Raw genomic sequence first — 14,107 nt, 5'->3', positions numbered from 1 at the left:
TGGCGTTTATTTTAGAGAAAACCAATGGCGCAAACGGCGCTATGACTTTCGCCTAGCAAGTTGGCGGGCTATCTTCGTGCATTTTTGAGCTATAGCCCGCTTCTCTGGCCACCATCCTATTAGCCTGTTAGTTGGTAAAACTCTGATCTGAATGTCAGATCATTATTTTACTAACTTGTCACTGCGCCTGATTCAGCATAATGATCGCTTTAGGGGTCTCGCAAAGCGTTTCGCCGACGGGAGTTAGTAAAAATATGATCTCTGAACCTATTTTGGTTGCCGGCTTTGGGAGCTATCATCTAGGCTGTAATAAAGCTTCAAATCTACACACTCCATGGAATTACTCGATAAAATTCATGCCTGCACCCTGTGTCGGGCCCACCTGCCGTTACCACCCAAACCCGTGCTACAACTCCATGGGGACGCAAAGATACTAATAGCGGGGCAGGCGCCTGGGATTCATGCGCACAATTCGGGGCGCCCCTTTGATGATGCCAGCGGCGTGCGTTTAAGGCAGTGGTTGGGAGTAACGGAGGAGGTGTTTTACAATCCGCGTCTTTTTGCCATTGTGCCCATGGGTTTTTGCTATCCAGGCACCTCTAAGCAGGGTGATTTGCCCCCACGCCCAGAATGCGCCGCCACCTGGCGAGCGCAGATACTAGCGGCCTTGCCACAGCGACACTTGACCTTAGTGCTTGGCCAGTATGCCATGCATTATCATCTGCAAAAACGCTATAAAACCGTGACCGAGGCGGTACAGGACTGGCGCAGCCAGTGGCCTGAAACCATGGCGCTGCCTCATCCTAGCCCGCGCAATAATATCTGGTTAAAGCGCAACCCCTGGTTTGAGCAGGAGGTGGTGCCTAGTCTGCGCGCCCGGGTGGCGAGCTTGCTGAGCCTTCACGCGACTAAATAATGCTATTCGATGAAATAAAACCTTTTTCTTTCGGGTCACCTAGGAAGTCTTTTATTACCTTCCTTCAGCATGATGTGGAGCGCTTACAGTTATGGATAAACCATCATGAAACAGTATCTTATTCTGTTATTTTCACTAATTACTCTTCCTGCTTTTGCCGATGTGCCCAGGGTCAGTGCACAGCAGTTTGTCGATTTACAGCAAGGGGAGAGCACCTACCCGGGGTATCGCCGAGCACACGCAAAAGGCATGTGCATTAGTGGTGAATTCGTCTCTAACGGCAATTTATCCCGTTACAGCACAGCAAGTGTATTTAAGTCGTCCAAAACGCCGTTTATAGGGCGCTTGTCTATTGCTGGCAACAACCCGTATGCTCCTGACTTAAAAGCCCCGGTGCGCAGCCTGGCGCTGAGTTTTGCGACCAGCCAAACTGAGCAGTGGCGCGTTGCCATGAATACACCTCCCGTGATGGCGGTCGCCAATCCACATGATTTCTACCAACAAATTGTCGCGATAAAAAAAGGGCCCGAGGCGATTGGGGCATTTTTTGAAGCGCATCCTGAGAGTGCTGACTTTCTGCAGTGGAAAGCGAACTATCAACCCAGCAGCAGCTTTGCTTTGGAAACCTATCATAGTATCAATACGTTTTATTTAGTTGATGAACAGAACCAGCGTCAGGCCGTACGCTGGGAGGTTAAGCCGCATGCCAGTACATCGAGCTTAAAAAACAGTTTTACCGGGGACAATGCATTATTTAACGAGTTTAAACAGCAGTTATCTGATGGCCCGGTTATGTTTGATTGGGTTTTCACCTTGGCCACCGAGCAAGATGATGAGCATAACCCTGCAAAACGTTGGCCTCAGACACGGGAGCAAATTATTGCCGGGCAGATAACGATCACACAGTGGCAAGCTCAGCAAGGTGGACATTGTGATGGGATTAATTACGATCCCTTGGTGCTGCCTCAGGGCATTGAAGCAACGAAAGATCCAATATTAAGGGCGCGCTCAGCTGCCTACGCCGAGTCATATCGCCGTCGTGCCGTTGAAGTGCTTGCGGGTGACGTGAAGGAGGGGCGAGATGAATAAAAAAATAACCCGTTTTAGCGCGTCTATGCGCATACTCCATTGGGCGATGGCGGCATTGATCATTTCCCTTCTCAGCGTTGGCATGACCATGGTTAAAAGCTTGGAGGTCTGGCAGCTAGAGCTCTTAACACTGCACAAGGCCACCGGCCTATTGGTTGCCGTGTTAGTGGTAGTTCGGTTAGTCAATCGCTGGTGCGCGACCGTGCCTGCGCTCCCAGACAGCCTCCCCCGGTGGCAAAAAACGATGGCTCTTGGCTCTCATTATGCCCTGTACAGTTTGATGATCTTGATGCCCTTGACCGGGTTTCTTATGCAATATTATGGCGCACGGCCAATAGCAGTGTTTAGCTGGTTTACTTTGCCCAGTGCGCTGTACCCTGATATTGAATTGTATGCCCTATATCGTCAGCTCCATGGCTTTATCGGCTACACCTTGGCGGTGCTTATCCTGGTGCATGTACTGGCGGCGTTGCAGCATCACTTTATTCGTAAGGACGGCGTGCTAAAGAGTATGCTCTAGTCCTCCACCAAGCGAAAAAAGGGGGGTGTAAACCCCCTTGCCAAAATTATCCCTGGTTGCGTTTGTTGAAGTACCTTTCGTTAATAATCAGCGCCGCCATAATAAGGCCGCCGCCCAGGGATAAACGCAGAATATCGGCATCGCGATTCCAAATCAGCACATTGACGAGTATGCCCGCGGGAATAAGCAGGTTATTCATCACCGCCAAGGTGCCCACGTTGACCTGGGTTGCGCCCTTATTCCAGGCGAAATAGCCCAGGCCCGAGGCGATCAGACCAAGGTAAATCAACACCCCCCATTGCGTCTCTGTGCTGGGTAGCTGGCTGTAGTCACTAAAGACGCCGTAGCAAATAAGCGCGACGACAAGCGCGCCGATAAAGAAGCAGCCAAAAACCTGGTGTTGGCTGAGGTGGTGATGTTGTGCCATAAGGCGCTTATACAGCACCTGACCGCTGGCGAAGCACAGGTTTGCCGCCTGTACTATGGCAAAGCCGACAATAAAACCCTGATTGATGCCATCGAAGCGAATGGCCACGGCGCCAACAATGGCCAGCAGTGCCGCCATAAAAAAGCCCGGGTTAAAGTGTCCTTCCAGGGCATCGTTAAGCAAGGTGACATACAGGGGCGTCATTACGGTAAATAACAGCACCTCCGGCACACTTAAATATAAAAACGAGTGATAATAAAATGCGTACATCAGGCCTAACTGAACCGCGCCAATGGCCATCAGCTTAAGCGCTATATGGGGGTTTAATTGTGAAATCCGTAAAAAGGGCAAAAACACCAAGGTGGCTAAAGCAATACGGGTAAGCACCGAAAACCAGGGATCGACCTGGCCGGCGAGATACACGCCGATCAGGCTAAACGAAAATGCCCATAGCAAGGTGGTAGCAAGAAGGTAAGTCATAGGGAGTTGTTATTATTGCCATTATCATGGCGTTATTATGACGCGTTAGGGCTAGGGTGCGAAGACCCGATTGGTTTTTGTTATCGCGTGCAGCGTAGGGGCGAGCGCCCTACGCCGAGAAAGAGCGGCTTTTATTGCACAAAGGCGCTAAATAGTTGCTGAAGTTGCGGCATGTATTCACTGACAACCGACAGGTTATTATCGCTGATCTCTTCTTTGCTGGCCTCGTTGGCCTTACCCAAGGCACCGAACAGTGAATTGCTGTCGCTGCTTTTGCTGCCGGAAAGGCTTTGTAACCCACCCATTACCTGGTCGACCGTTTGTTGATTTTCAGCGGAGAGGTTGCCTTTCATATTCGCAAGGTAGGCGCTGCTGATCTCGCTGCCAACGCTGACGAGTTGCTCAGGAGTAAAGCCATAAGCGCTTAGTAGAGTCGCAAATTCCTGATACATGGCGTTGTCTTTAAGCATGCCAATGGCGCTGTCCATCATGGCATTATCGGCCGTGCTATTATCTCCTTGTTGCTCCTGCTGAGCGCCAAGCAGGGTACTGGCATCAATATCCGCCTGGCTATCCGCCCAATTGGTAACCGCAGGGGCTGCTTTAATAAACTTCTCGACGTCTGTTGCGCTAAGCTCCAGCGCCCATGCTTGTGCCGAGCTAAATGCCGCAGAGGCAGCCAGGGTAAGTGCGAATAGCATTTTTTTCATTGTTTTCTCCATGTCATAAATCTTGATTTGCGCCGTCCTCGCCACCATCTAAGCAAAAGCAAATTTGGGTGACGCCAGAGCCTAATGTTAGACTCTAAAGGTGTCGATAATAGGCTAAGTCCTTTAAGCTAAGATGAATATGTGATGCTACAGATATCCAATACCGTAACCATAGATGATTGGGAAGTCGAGCTCAGTGCGATCCGCTCGCAAGGAGCCGGCGGACAAAACGTCAATAAGGTGGCCACCGCCATCCATTTGCGTTTCGATATCAAGCGCTCAAAATTACCCGACTTCTACAAAGAGCGGTTATTGGCCTATCGCGACAGCCGTATCACCAAGGATGGCGTTATCGTGATTAAGGCGCAAAGCCACCGCACCCAGGAGCAAAACCGTGAAGAAGCGCTGGCAAGGCTTAAAGAGCTTATCTTAGCCGCGACCAAGGTCGAGAAAGCGCGTCGTGCCACCAAGCCCACTCGTAGCTCTCAGCGCAAGCGGGTCGACCAAAAAGTGCAGCGTGGGCGCACCAAGGAATTAAGGAAACTGCCTAAGATCTAAGGACCTCAGCGGCCTTAAGTCACAATCTCAACGTGCGGCATGTTTTGTTGAATATAGGCTTTTAAGTCGTCCAAATAACTGCCGTCGAACACCAGCTGCAACTGCCCGCCGCCATTGTAGGGCAGTTGCAATAAGCCCTTCCCATCGCTGCGCTCAATTGCCACCTTACGTACTTCATGAACAGGAAATCTGGCCTCACCGATTATTAGCTCCTGCTTTTCAACCTTGATATGGGCAAAGGGGTTGGCGCTGTTAATCTCTGGCGAACAGAAAACGAGGCGCCAAATTAGCGCCAGGTTAGCGAGCATGGCTAGAGCGAACAGCAGATTACTACCGCTGATTAAACTACCAATTAAAGCGCATACGGCCACTGCTGCAATAGCGTATACCCACCGAGGTTGCTTTGCCTGTTTTAAAGAGACCCTGTGCATCATCATCCTTGTTGTCCCTGTTTTAGCGTGATTGTAACCTTGAATTCCTAAAATAACCTTAGAAATAAGTATGATGGCGCGTCGCACTAAAGCGATATAGGGCGCTGTAGATTAAATCCTGATCCGGTGCCAAGAGGGGAGGCTATAGGTCTGTCTAGCCTCACTCGCTTAAACCCTGCATCCACAGCTGGCTTAACTGCTTGGCATCGGCGCTGAAGGTAGCTGGGGCCGACTGTTCCATGGGGCTAAAGATGGCCGCCGCGACATTTCTGCCTATGGCTTGCGCTAGGCTGGTTTTGTCAATGCGCTTTTGGTAAAAAGCCGCGAGTCGCTCGCTAAGCGGCCCGTCGCTACGCACTAATAAAGACAGATGCCAAGCGTCTTCAAGGGCTTGGCAGGCGCCTTGTCCTGAAGTCGGTAGGGGAGCGTGGGCGGCATCGCCAGTCAGCACCACGTTGTCTTGATGCCAATAGGGCAGCGGGTCTATATCATGCACATGTATGCCTTTTACACTGGATTTTTCCCGTGTATTTAATACCGCATGGATGGCCGTAGCCCAGTGTTGAAAACGTTGTTGTAGCTGCGTGAGCCATTGCTCTGGGGTGCTATGACACACTTCCTTAGCGTGCCAACCCGCCGCCCAAAAGCACAGCTCGGCATTGATTGGCACGATACCAAAGCGCTCACCGTCTCCTCGGTAGTCGGCGATCACAGGATCTAATCCCAAGCTCGGGCTGCGACTAATGCCAATAACATTGACAAAATGTTGATAACGATAGAGTTGTTGCCCAGGGTAAAGGTGCGCTCGCACCGCTGAATGCATCCGCCCGTCGGCACCCACAACAAGGGCATACTGCTGTTTTAACGCGGGGATATCCGCCGCAGATATGTTGCTGTTAAAGTGAATTTTTACACCTAACTGCGCCACTTTCGAAGCCAAAATACGCACCAGATCACGGCGTAAAATGGTAACACTGGCATGTTCACAAAATCTGTTGACTGCGCTGATGTCAAACTCGCCTTGCTGAATACCTTGCTGATCAAATTGCCGCATCGCCTGTGGTTGACCTCCTGCTTGGAGTATGTCGGCAGCGAGCCCCAAACGCTGCAAAACCCACATGGCATTAGGCCACAGGGTGACGCCTGCGCCCATACTAGTGATGTGTTCGCCGCGCTCGAAGAGGCTGACTTTATATCCATGTTGGGCTGCGGCAATGGCAAAGGCCATGCCGGCGATTCCCGCACCGACTACGGCAATGGGTTGCTGAGCGCTCATTGTGGCTGTTCCTCATTTGTCTAATTGAGGTTATGATTGTTGCAAAGAGTTTTTGTGGGATAAATATGGGAATTATGCAAGGTGAATCCCATATTATGGGTTAATTGATGATCGAAGATATTGAAATACAGTGGTTGCTGAGTTTTCAAGCCGTGTACGAAAAAATGAGCTTTAAACAGGCGGCACAGCAGTTACAACTGCCCTCATCCAATGTTAGCCGCCATGTCGCGCTGTTGGAGCAACGACTGAATATGCGCTTGTTACAGCGTAGCACACGTAAAATGACAGCCACCGCCGCTGGTAGTCAACTGTATACGTCTCTGACTCCGTTGTTGACGGCCATGGATCATGCTATTGACGAAGTGGCGCTGCATGGCGATTCATTGCGTGGCGTGCTCAGGGTCATCAGCCCAGATCTACCGTTTCTCGCCGATATATTTGCCGATTTTTGTGTTCAGCACCCTCATCTACAACTGCAGTGTGACACCCAATTGAACCCCCAACAGGGGATGCTTGACGGATTTGATGTGGTGCTGCGTTTTGGCCGTGGACGGCTCAGCGATTGTGCATGGGTGGCTAAGGAAATGATCCGCTGGCCGAGCTGTGTGGTGGCAGCCCCTGCGTTATTGCAGCGAATTTGTGCACCTAGCACTGTGGCTGAACTAAGCCGCCTGCCTTGCATCAGCAGTTTTTCGGTACTTGAGGGTATGCCATGGCGTTTTAAAGGGGGACACATTGCTCAGGTTGATGCCAGTTACAAGGTTAACAGCGGCCACATAGCTATGGCTGCGGCCTTACGTGGTCTCGGTTTGGCGATTTTGCCAAAGCATGCCTGTGCGGACGCATTGGCGGCGGGCACCTTAGTGGCGCTGGAACTTGACCAAGATCCCGAAGACCTCGTGCTTTATGCTTACTACGCGGGAGGGCAATTTGCCTTGCAAAAGGTCAAGGTATTTTTGCGCCACCTAGAAACGCAGCTTGCCAATGTGCAGTCGTGAACTCGGCGCATCTATTTGTGCTCACGACTGCTGCGGCTGAGGGGAAAAATAGTGCGTACAGACTTGGAGCTATACTTGATGCCTAAGTCGGTACCCTGAGCGCGACATGGGCTAAAAATAAGTATGATGGCGCGTTGCACTAAAGCGGTTGAGAAAGTGATGTATCAAATAGACCAGGCATAAGCTCACGGCGATGGCCACGCAGACCGAGCTAAAGCGATATAGGGCGCTGTAGATTAAATCCTGATCCGGTGCCAGTGACTGTCCAAACAAAATACCGAAGGTGGTGATCACGCCAAAGCCAATTCCCGGCAGCCCACCGCCAAGCACATGGTAGCGGCTGAACACAAAGGTTAAGATCCACAGCACCAAGATCGGAAACAGTAGAATCTGGCTGTAGTTAAACAGCAGAATTTGCGCCCCCAATGCCAGGTTACAGCCTATCAAGGTGCCAATGATACGCTGCCAGCCCGCCATGCCCGCCGCCTTCCAACACAGCGGCAGGAGGATCAGGATAGACGCGGCCTGAGCCGATACCGAGTCTTGTAAGTCCAAAACCTGAAACGTTATAAAAGACATTGTGGTGACGCTGGCACACAAAAGCACTTCATGGCGTACGCTGGCATTGTCTTTCGCTGGGCGCTGAGGCAGGGTGCGTGGCGCTACGTCCGGGAACAACCAGTGCATCAAATAGGCGCTGCCCAAACTGACACTTACGGCCAGGACATTGCTAAAAATAAGCTCATACAGGTCCATGCCCGCAGGGCTATAACTGGCGAAATGCCACTGAATCGACAACCCCACCACGCTGAGCGCACCGAATAAGAAACTCACGCCACGACTCATCTGGTAAAACAAAAAGGCAAAGACCAAAAATGCCGCCAGCGACATGAGCACAGGGTGAAACCCCAGCAGACCTTGCACTATAAGAACTGCAAAGGCACAAAAGAGCGCGCTGGCGACAAACTGGCGGGCAATATGGGCATTGATCACAGGTACCATTCCCAGCAGCAGCATGGGGTAAACGGTAAAAAAGATGCCCATGGGCCAGTTGAACAGCTTACTTAGGGTAAAACCCAGGGTCGCACCACTGGCGATACGCAGCATTTGTCGAACATCGTTGGCAGTCAGCGTCATAATTCCACCTCGTCCATCAATAGATGTAGTGCATCAGGCTGACGAATTTAATTTGCACTTGGGCTAGGGCGGCACGAATACCGCCGTCGGGAATAATCTGTACCGTAGCGCGGGAGCCGCTTGGTAAGTAGGTTAATTTAGCGCTCGATTGCGGCTCAAGTTGCAAATGGATGCGCTGGCGCTGTGCGTCGCGTACCCAGCGATTTGACGTTTCTACCTGAGCCAGGGCGCCGTTAGCATTAAGCTGACCATCGCTGGAGCCGGCGGCAAATTCGCTGACATGGGCGCTAAAAACCTGACCGGGCAGGGCGTCGAAGCTCACCAGGGCGGTTTTGCCAACACGCACATGGTAGAGCGACTTTTCGCGAAAATCGGCGGCCAGATCCAGGCTGTTGGCAACCAAGCCTGTCATGGCCATGCCAGCCTTGGCATAGGTGCCTGTGGTCACCTGCAGGTTGCTGATCACGCCATCATGGGGCGCCAGTACCTGGGTATAGCTTAGGTTCAATTGGGCCTGGGCCAGAGCATTTTTGGCCTGTTGCAAGGCAACATTGTTGTCGCCGTGGTCGCCACGCTTGATTTTGGCAGCCTGGATTTTCGCTTTAATGGCACTGACCTGGGCCTTGGCGGTGGCCAGGCTGGCGGTGATTTCATCGCTTTGCTGCTCGGAAATCGCTTTGCTTACGAGGAGTGCGGCACTGCGCTTGTGTAAACGTTGCTGTTCATTGAGCTTGGCCTTAGCGGCGCTTAAATCGGCGTTGAGGGCGCTAATGTCGGCATCGAGCTGCTGATTTTGCAATTGCACCTGCGCCAGGGCTAACTCGGCTTGTTGCACCGCTAACTCAAACGGGCGGGGATTAATACGCATCAGCAACTGGCCGGCTTTTACCTGCTCGTTATTACTGACTTCCACCGCCACAATATCGCCGTTTACCTGGGGCGTGATCTGGGTTACCTGATGGTACACCCGGGCCTGTGGGGTCATCGGCATATAAAGGTCAGCGACGATAAAATAGCCAAAGCACACAATAAAGAAGGCAATGGCCACCTTTACGTAACGGGCAAATTGTTGGTCAGGGGTGCGTGGCTGGCTCACTCTTGTTCCTCCTGCATCAGGTTTAGTGCATTTTCCTCAAGTTGGAGCAAGCCAAGGGCGAGGCCGTTGAGTTGCTCGTCGCTGAGATCTCGGTAGAGGTGAGTTTTGATCTCGGCTATACGGGCGCGCAGGAGCGCCATTTGCTGGTGTCCTTGTTCGGTAAAATACAGGCGCCGACAACGTTTATCCTGGCTATCGATTCGGCGTTCGATAATCTCGCTTTGCTCCAACTGCTTTAAGGTGCGCGTCAGACTTGGCATTTCGATAGCCAAGCTGGTTGCTAGTTCGTGCTGGGTGCAGCCCTCACCAAGGTGCTGCATATACATCATGGCCGTCCACCTTGGCTGGGTAAAACCCAAGGGCTCCACCGCCACCGTGATCGCCTGCCGGCAGATACGGTGAACGCGACCCAGTTGCCCACACAGGCTTAAATCCAGGGTTTCGTGAAAAGGGGTATCGGACATGATCAATAACCTTAACTTAGTTAGCATGCTAAGTATTTTAATTTAGTTAGCAAGCTAAGTAAATGTTGTTTGCTGCTTAAATCTATGTGCTAAGGCTAGCGTGTTGATAGGAAAATAAAAAAAGGGCTCACAGAACGCTGTAAAGCCCGTTTACATAGCAATTATTGCTACTTAAAGGGGAAGCACCTCTAATACGGCTACATAACTGCCCTGGCGAATGGTCGCCGGAGCCTTGCCTTGGTGGTCTTGATATTCGGCTTCGAGCCAGTACATGCCCGGCTCGGAGAATTTCAGGGTGACTTTACCGTTTTGGTCGGCGCTGAGCTCGGTGGCCACCTGCTGGTCGCGATAGCGCTCGTCCTGGCGTACCAGGGTGACGCTTGTGCCCGATGCGGCTTCGCCATCAATAAGAAATTGCATGGCGGCCGCTTCTCCCACGTATAAATCATTGGGGTGGGTGAGGGCATTCAATTCCAGGCCTTGCCCGCTGGGTGCAATGGCGTTGGGGGCACCTAAGGTGACGAAGGTTTCCAGTCGACGAGCGACTTCACTGACTTGCAAATCCTTGGCGTTTTTCGGCACCTGCCGGGCGAATTGCTCCGCCGTGCCTGTTTTTCCTCTTCCAGGCCAGCTCTGGCGTTTTCCGTGCTCGTCTACCCAACGCGCCACGATAGAGCGGCTGGCGTTGAATACCCGATACGTACCGGGCTCTGTGAGGTGCAGGTCGAACATGCTGCGATAACGCAGTTCGGCGCTGTTTTGCATGGCCACCGCTTTGCCATCGGGTCCCACGGCCAGGAGGCGTTGCAGTGGATAGGCATGATGATCCGGATTGAAAATACCATTGGCTATGGCCGCATCGAAGGTGATCCAGGCCTCATCTCCAGACACCACAGTGGTGTTCGGTTTTAACCACACCCGGTGGGCGTGGGCGTTGTGGCCGAATAAGACGCCGGCGCTTAGGCTGGCGCAAACAAGGGCGGGGAGTAATTTAGCTAGCTTCACTGGTTGGGCTCCATGGTTAGGGTGATAGTGCCGAGCTCGTGCTTTCCTTGCTCGGTGAGAGTGATCGATTCGCCGATGGGCAAGGTGATTGGCATACGCAGCAGCTCACGCCCACCCAACTCGCGAGCAGCTTCGATATTCAGGCTGTAACTGCCCGCAGGCAGTGCCGCTATCTCCGCCTTAAATGGGCTTAAATCGAGCGTGACCTGACCCGGGCGACGGGTAGCACCGGTCACGCCATCTACCGGTAGGTTTAGGCTGCGGCCGCTGCGACGCCACCATAGGCGTAAGTCTTTAAGCCATTTTTCGCCTTCGCGTTCGGCCATTTTGGTGTCGTACCAATGCGCCAGGTTTATCACCGCCTTGCCTTGCTCGTCGGCCAGCCAAATGGCGACATAGGGCGGGTGATACTCGGCCACCGTCAGTCTGGGGATCTCCACCTCTAGCTGGCTTTTTTCCGCCGCGTGGGCGGGGATTGCCAGTATCAAAGCGGGAATGCCAAGCCCGGCCAATACCAAGGGCCAGGTTGACTTGCGGCCCTTTGCATAGCGTTTAAGCAGCAGCAATCCGGTGAGTGAAAAGACGATACAGGCAATGGAGAAGAGATCGAGAAATAGACTCCACCAGATGCCGGTGTTGCGGCCCTTATGCAGGTCGTTAAAATAGGCCATCACGCCCCGATCAGTCGCTTCCTGGTAAAACTCGCCCGTGTCCAGGGCCACGGTAAACCAGCGGTCACTGCCCGCATTCGGCATGGCGACGTAGAGCTCAAAGTCGCTCCATTGCACCTGGGCATTGGCCGCTAATGCCTGCTTAGTTTGCTGTGTATACCAGGAGGAAAAACCGTGCGGCAGCTGTTCGCGCTGATTGGTATTTACAAGCTGGGTTAGTATCGCATCGGGTACCTGGGCTTCGACTTGCGTTACCTGCGCCTGGCTTTCAATGCTGCCGGCGTGATTGAGGGTGATACCTGTGATGGCGAACAACAACATGCCGATAAGGCATACCGCCGAGCTTATCCAATGCCAGGCTTTGAGATCCCAAAGCTTACTGCGTTTAGTCACGTATTTACTCCAGTTCGACGTGGCAATTTTTACGTCCAAATAAAAGAAATGATATTCATTATCATTTAATGGTATGATGTCGCCATCTTAGGAGCAATTGGCTTTTACTTAAAGCTGATATAAGTAACGCTTAACATTATGAATTCTAAAATAACGCGCGCGCTACAGGTGTTTGTGAAAACGGTTGATGCGGGCAATATGAGTCACGCGGCGGCACAGCTGAATATGACGGCTTCGGCGGTGAGTCAGCAGATCACCAAGTTAGAGCAGGACATAGATTTAAGCCTGTTTAATCGCAATACCCGTAAACTGACGCTGACCGAGGCGGGGGAAATCTATTACGCCTCGGCGCAGCAGCTGGAACAGTTGCAGCACACCCCGTCGGGACGGTTGAAAATAGTCGCCCCCATAGGCTTTGGTGGCGGCCTGTTAAGCCAGCCTATTAAGCAACTTACGGAGCGTTTTCCCAAAGTTGAGCTGCAATTAACGCTCACCGATGAACCCTTCGATATTATCGCCGCAGGGGTCGATCTTGCTATCTGTATAGGCCCTTTACACGACTCAACATTAATTGCCCGCCACCTGGCCGACTGGCAGCTGATCCCCTGTGTCAGCAGTGCACATCCGCTGGCGCAAACAGACTCAGAGAACCCGCAAGCCCTGACTGCGCACACCCTCATTGGCCATGTCAACTCTAAGCGTTTGGCCCTGGCGTTAACCCATGAGCACAGCAGGGAAAGCTGCTCTTTGGATGAGCCCAAATTGATGGTCAATAACATGCAGACGGTTATACAGCTAACCTTGGATGGCATAGGTTATGGCATGCTGCCGGAGCCAGAGGTGCGTCATTTGCTTGCCGCCGGCAGGCTAAAACGTCTCTGCCCGCAGTGGCATTTACCCCATTACAGCGTGTACGCGGTCACCCCTCACCGCGATGCTGTGGCGGCCAAAACCCGCGCCGCCATCGACAGTCTGCGCAGCTGGTTTGAACAGGTCTCAGCAAATCCGGACTTGTGTGTGGGTGAAAACTAAAGTGATAACAAGGCGCCATTACTCTTGTAACAGGGTGTTACGAATGCCCTGCTCATAGGGAGTCACCTTAAAATCGGGAAAGCGTGCCTTAAACTTGTCTGAGACAAAAATATTGTCTGTGGTGTAGCGCGGCAGCAGCTCTTTGGTTTCCCTGAGCTGTTTGTTAAACAGGCTGACAAGTGCATGTTGCCAGCCTTTTAGCACCTTATAGCGGCACGGTTTGCCAAGCACCCGCGCGGCGGTGGCGATGAGTTGTTTATAGGTCAGGCGATTATCATCGCAGGGCAGGTGCCAGGTTTGGCCATAGGCATCCTCGGTATTTCCTAACAGCGCCATGGCACGGCTGGCATCGGGGGTGTAAATCAAGGTACGCAAGGTATCATCACGCAAGAACACCAAGGCCCTTTGGTTGGCGCGTAACTTATCTAAGACGGTCGCATTGGTAATACTTTGCGTTTTCCCCGGCCCATAGAACTCAGGCGCTCGGCAGATCATGGCCTTAACTTCACCTTTTCGCTTCGCTTCTAACAGCATGGTGGTGATCTGCGCCCGCACGCGGCCTTTGGCTCCGTAAGGTTTAAATGGCGCGTCTTTAGTAATGCCAAATATTAAAAATCTCATTCTGAATGGCGCTCACCACTTGTTGGCTTAAAAGACGTATTACACATTAGTACACTTTTCCTTTTGCGAATATTAGCGAATTCAATAAAGCTGTCTAAAAACTCATAAAAATATCACCGTCGGAATCAATTAAGGGGAGGGGCATTATGCTAAATATGAATCGCCACTCATTTCCTAGACACCCTTCAGTTAGATAAACTAACTAAAAAGAGAGGTGCTTATGAGCGGTAAACGCTACCCTGATGAATTCAAAATCGAAGCGGTCAAACAAGTGGTTGATCGC

The 14,107-nt window shown here is 52.0% G+C and carries 16 protein-coding genes; 6 read left to right on the top strand and 10 right to left on the bottom strand.

Features of this window, described 5'->3' with window-relative positions:
- Positions 1-334: 334 nt before the first annotated feature.
- The 3 genes from KD147_RS07315 (at position 335) to KD147_RS07305 (ending at position 2,525) form a co-directional block, all read left to right on the top strand.
- Complete coding sequence (locus tag KD147_RS07315) at positions 335-916, top strand: uracil-DNA glycosylase family protein (protein WP_212547372.1); 582 nt, start codon at positions 335-337, stop codon at positions 914-916.
- 105 nt (positions 917-1,021) lie between these two features.
- On the top strand, positions 1,022-2,005 hold the full coding sequence (locus tag KD147_RS07310) for a catalase family peroxidase (RefSeq protein ID WP_212547371.1): 984 nt from the start codon (positions 1,022-1,024) through the stop codon (positions 2,003-2,005).
- A complete protein-coding gene (locus KD147_RS07305) occupies positions 1,998-2,525 on the top strand; it encodes a cytochrome b (RefSeq protein ID WP_212547370.1) in 528 nt (175 codons plus the stop codon). Before KD147_RS07310 ends, KD147_RS07305 begins: the two co-directional genes overlap by 8 nt.
- Before the next feature lie 46 nt (positions 2,526-2,571).
- On the opposite strand, the gene KD147_RS07300 is transcribed toward KD147_RS07305, so the two are convergent.
- Entirely contained in the window at positions 2,572-3,432 is an 861-nt protein-coding gene (locus KD147_RS07300) for a carboxylate/amino acid/amine transporter (RefSeq protein ID WP_212547369.1), read from the bottom strand.
- A gap of 131 nt (positions 3,433-3,563) precedes the next feature.
- A complete protein-coding gene (locus KD147_RS07295) occupies positions 3,564-4,142 on the bottom strand; it encodes a short-chain dehydrogenase (protein WP_212547368.1) in 579 nt (192 codons plus the stop codon).
- Positions 4,143-4,286: 144 nt separating this feature from the next.
- Between KD147_RS07295 and arfB the strand changes: the two genes are divergently transcribed.
- On the top strand, positions 4,287-4,700 hold the full coding sequence (gene arfB, locus KD147_RS07290) for an alternative ribosome rescue aminoacyl-tRNA hydrolase ArfB (RefSeq protein ID WP_105188860.1): 414 nt from the start codon (positions 4,287-4,289) through the stop codon (positions 4,698-4,700).
- Positions 4,701-4,714: 14 nt separating this feature from the next.
- On the opposite strand, the gene KD147_RS07285 is transcribed toward arfB, so the two are convergent.
- Together KD147_RS07285 and KD147_RS07280 are read right to left on the bottom strand one after the other, a co-directional pair.
- Positions 4,715-5,137, bottom strand: coding sequence for a hypothetical protein (locus KD147_RS07285; protein WP_212547367.1), 423 nt, complete (start codon positions 5,135-5,137; stop codon positions 4,715-4,717).
- Positions 5,138-5,291: 154 nt separating this feature from the next.
- The gene (locus KD147_RS07280) at positions 5,292-6,407 is read right to left on the bottom strand and encodes an FAD-dependent monooxygenase (protein ID WP_212547366.1); all 1,116 of its coding nucleotides are present in this window, start codon (positions 6,405-6,407) and stop codon (positions 5,292-5,294) included.
- A gap of 107 nt (positions 6,408-6,514) precedes the next feature.
- On the opposite strand from KD147_RS07280, the gene KD147_RS07275 reads away from it, so the two are divergent.
- Positions 6,515-7,405 carry a LysR family transcriptional regulator gene (locus tag KD147_RS07275; protein ID WP_212547365.1) on the top strand — a complete coding sequence of 297 codons (891 nt, stop codon included), beginning with the start codon at positions 6,515-6,517 and terminating at the stop codon, positions 7,403-7,405.
- A gap of 111 nt (positions 7,406-7,516) precedes the next feature.
- Here the strand turns inward: KD147_RS07275 and KD147_RS07270 are convergent, their stop codons facing one another.
- The 5 genes from KD147_RS07270 to KD147_RS07250 form a co-directional block, all read right to left on the bottom strand.
- Positions 7,517-8,542 carry a DUF2955 domain-containing protein gene (locus KD147_RS07270; protein ID WP_212547364.1) on the bottom strand — a complete coding sequence of 342 codons (1,026 nt, stop codon included), beginning with the start codon at positions 8,540-8,542 and terminating at the stop codon, positions 7,517-7,519.
- Between the two features lie 16 nt (positions 8,543-8,558).
- Positions 8,559-9,638, bottom strand: coding sequence for an HlyD family secretion protein (locus tag KD147_RS07265; RefSeq protein ID WP_349304676.1), 1,080 nt, complete (start codon positions 9,636-9,638; stop codon positions 8,559-8,561).
- Positions 9,635-10,102 (bottom strand): MarR family winged helix-turn-helix transcriptional regulator, encoded by a 468-nt coding sequence (locus KD147_RS07260; RefSeq protein WP_212547363.1) that lies wholly within the window; start codon positions 10,100-10,102, stop codon positions 9,635-9,637. Before KD147_RS07260 ends, KD147_RS07265 begins: the two co-directional genes overlap by 4 nt.
- 171 nt (positions 10,103-10,273) lie before the next feature.
- Positions 10,274-11,107: a DUF4198 domain-containing protein gene (locus KD147_RS07255; RefSeq protein ID WP_212547362.1), complete on the bottom strand. Its 834-nt coding sequence runs from the start codon at positions 11,105-11,107 to the stop codon at positions 10,274-10,276.
- Complete coding sequence (locus tag KD147_RS07250) at positions 11,104-12,171, bottom strand: PepSY-associated TM helix domain-containing protein (protein ID WP_212547361.1); 1,068 nt, start codon at positions 12,169-12,171, stop codon at positions 11,104-11,106. Before KD147_RS07250 ends, KD147_RS07255 begins: the two co-directional genes overlap by 4 nt.
- 138 nt (positions 12,172-12,309) lie before the next feature.
- Here KD147_RS07250 and KD147_RS07245 point away from each other — a divergent pair, with 138 nt between their 5' ends.
- The gene (locus tag KD147_RS07245) at positions 12,310-13,203 is read left to right on the top strand and encodes a LysR family transcriptional regulator (protein ID WP_212547360.1); all 894 of its coding nucleotides are present in this window, start codon (positions 12,310-12,312) and stop codon (positions 13,201-13,203) included.
- Between the two features lie 18 nt (positions 13,204-13,221).
- Here the strand turns inward: KD147_RS07245 and KD147_RS07240 are convergent, their stop codons facing one another.
- Positions 13,222-13,824 (bottom strand): NAD-dependent epimerase/dehydratase family protein, encoded by a 603-nt coding sequence (locus KD147_RS07240; RefSeq protein ID WP_212547359.1) that lies wholly within the window; start codon positions 13,822-13,824, stop codon positions 13,222-13,224.
- Between the last annotated feature and the right edge of the window lie 283 nt (positions 13,825-14,107).

Origin of the sequence: Pseudoalteromonas sp. BDTF-M6 (assembly GCF_018334135.1) — a bacterium.
Taxonomy (GTDB): Bacteria; Pseudomonadota; Gammaproteobacteria; order Enterobacterales; family Alteromonadaceae; genus Pseudoalteromonas.
Note: the sequence above shows the minus strand (reverse complement) of the source record. Positions and strands in the feature narration are given on the sequence as shown.

Bases quoted from the DNA above. Each gene is read 5' to 3' on its own strand.
- KD147_RS07260 (WP_212547363.1), bottom strand. From the start codon at position 10,102: ATGTCCGATACCCCTTTTCACGAAACCCTGGATTTAAGCCTGTGTGGG.
- KD147_RS07285 (WP_212547367.1), bottom strand. From the start codon at position 5,137: ATGATGATGCACAGGGTCTCTTTAAAACAGGCAAAGCAACCTCGGTGG.
- arfB (WP_105188860.1), top strand. From the start codon at position 4,287: ATGCTACAGATATCCAATACCGTAACCATAGATGATTGGGAAGTCGAG.
- KD147_RS07275 (WP_212547365.1), top strand. From the start codon at position 6,515: ATGATCGAAGATATTGAAATACAGTGGTTGCTGAGTTTTCAAGCCGTG.
- KD147_RS07295 (WP_212547368.1), bottom strand. From the start codon at position 4,142: ATGAAAAAAATGCTATTCGCACTTACCCTGGCTGCCTCTGCGGCATTT.
- KD147_RS07310 (WP_212547371.1), top strand. From the start codon at position 1,022: ATGAAACAGTATCTTATTCTGTTATTTTCACTAATTACTCTTCCTGCT.
- KD147_RS07280 (WP_212547366.1), bottom strand. From the start codon at position 6,407: ATGAGCGCTCAGCAACCCATTGCCGTAGTCGGTGCGGGAATCGCCGGC.
- KD147_RS07305 (WP_212547370.1), top strand. From the start codon at position 1,998: ATGAATAAAAAAATAACCCGTTTTAGCGCGTCTATGCGCATACTCCAT.
- KD147_RS07270 (WP_212547364.1), bottom strand. From the start codon at position 8,542: ATGACGCTGACTGCCAACGATGTTCGACAAATGCTGCGTATCGCCAGT.
- KD147_RS07245 (WP_212547360.1), top strand. From the start codon at position 12,310: ATGAATTCTAAAATAACGCGCGCGCTACAGGTGTTTGTGAAAACGGTT.
- KD147_RS07315 (WP_212547372.1), top strand. From the start codon at position 335: ATGGAATTACTCGATAAAATTCATGCCTGCACCCTGTGTCGGGCCCAC.
- KD147_RS07300 (WP_212547369.1), bottom strand. From the start codon at position 3,432: ATGACTTACCTTCTTGCTACCACCTTGCTATGGGCATTTTCGTTTAGC.
- KD147_RS07240 (WP_212547359.1), bottom strand. From the start codon at position 13,824: ATGAGATTTTTAATATTTGGCATTACTAAAGACGCGCCATTTAAACCT.